Below are 1755 nucleotides of genomic sequence, written 5' to 3'. Positions count from 1 at the left end.
GCCGGTCGGCCGATGCGGCCCGGCGAACATGATTGCTGCCTGTTCGGCGCGGGGGCCATCGCCGCGCAGACCGGGGTCGATCTCGCAGCGCCGTTCCGGGGCCGTTACACCACCTTTGCAGGCGGGCGGCGCATCCTGCGCAAGGCGGGTTATGCGGATCATGTGGCACTGATCGCGGCGCATCTGCCCGAGGGGCATCCGTCGCAGGCGCAGGTCGGCGATATCGTCATCGTTCCCGGCGAGGGCGGCCCGGCGGTCGGCGTGGTGCAGGGGGCGGCGGCCTATGTGCTGACCGCTTCCGGCAGGCTGGGCCTCGTGCCCTTGCTGCCGGTCCAGCGCCTGTTCCGGGTGGGGTGATCCATGCCTCAGGCCTTTGGCTTCATCGCGGGGATGGTCGGGTTCGGGGCGGCCCCGGCCTTTGGCGCGGCGGCCTTCGGGGGCTGGGCTGCGGGCGCGGCGTTCGGATCCACCATCGTCGGTGGCCTTGTCAGCAAACTCCTGACCTCGGTGGCGCTGTCGGCGCTGCAGCAGGCGCTTGGGCCGAAGCCGCCGCAGGGCGGCGGGCTGACGATCTCGACCACGCTGCGCGGTGAACAGAACCCCGAGACCATCCTCCTCGGCCGCACCGCGACCGGCGGTCAGGCGATCTGCCCGCCCTACAGCCATGGCAAGTCGAACCGCTATCTGACCCATGTGATCGAGATCTGCTCGGCCCCCGGTGCAAAGCTGGAACGGCTGATCCTGAACGATGACTATGTCGAGATCGGCACCGGGGCGCATGCCGATTACGGCCTGCCGATCCTTGGCGATTACGAGGGCCATGCCTGGATCAGGTATTACGACGGCAGCCAGACCGCCGCCGATCCGATGCTGCTGGCCAGATATGGCACGCATCCCGACCGGCCCTGGACCGCCGATATGGTCGGCACCGGCCTCTGCTACGCGATCCTGACCTTCTATTATGACCGCGAGGCCATGGCGCAGGTGCCGCGCTACCGCTTCGAGATGTCGGGCATCCCGCTCTATGACCTCCGCAAGGACAGCACGGCGGGCGGGGTCGGGCCGCAGCGGCTGGCCGATCCGGCGACCTGGGCGCAGACCGACAATCCCATCGTGATGGCGTGGAACCTGCTGCGCGGCATCCCGCTGCCGGGGGGCGAGATCTATGGCGGCGGCGAGCCGGTCGCGGCCCTGCCTGCCGGGGTCTGGATCGCGGCCATGAATGCCTGCGATGCGCCAAGGGCGAAGAAGGGTGGCGGGACCGAACCGGCCTGGCGCGCCGGGATGGAGGCGATCCTGACACAGGAACCGGCCTCGGTGCTGGGGGAGCTGCTGAAGGCCTGCGCGGGCACCATCGCCGATGTCGGGTATGGCTGGAAGGTGCAGGTCGGCGCCCCGGCGCTGCCGGTCTACAGCTTCACCGATGACGATATCATCGTCTCGAAGCCGCAGGATTACGACCCGTTTCCGGGGCTGGAGGAGACCTTTAACGCGGTCACCGCGCAATATCCCGACCCCGAAAGCCTCTGGGAAAGCAAGGAGGCGCCGCCGCGCACCAATGCCGCCTGGGAGGCCGCCGATGCCTTCGGCCGCCGCACTGCCGATCTGACGCTGCCCGCCGTGCCTTACAAGCGCCAGGTGCAGCGCCTGATGCGGGCATGGATCGAGGACGAGCGCCGCTTCCGCCGCCACAGCCTGACGCTGCCGCCCGATGCCTCGGCGCTGGAACTCCTCGACACCGCCGACTGGTCGAGT

General features: G+C 69.4%; 2 protein-coding genes. Both read left to right on the top strand.

What is annotated here, in order from left to right; translation table 11 throughout:
- On the top strand, nucleotides 1–357 hold a 357-nt coding region (locus IE126_RS11145; protein ID WP_194678689.1), incomplete at its 5' end, for a DUF6950 family protein.
- Between the two features lie 3 nt (nucleotides 358–360).
- The coding region (locus IE126_RS11140; RefSeq protein ID WP_194678687.1) for a phage tail protein at nucleotides 361–1755 on the top strand (1395 nt) is incomplete at its 3' end.

Source organism: Gemmobacter nanjingensis (assembly GCF_014652195.1).
GTDB classification, from domain to species: domain Bacteria; phylum Pseudomonadota; class Alphaproteobacteria; order Rhodobacterales; family Rhodobacteraceae; genus Gemmobacter; species Gemmobacter caeni.
This window is presented reverse-complemented; position numbering and strand designations above follow the sequence as displayed.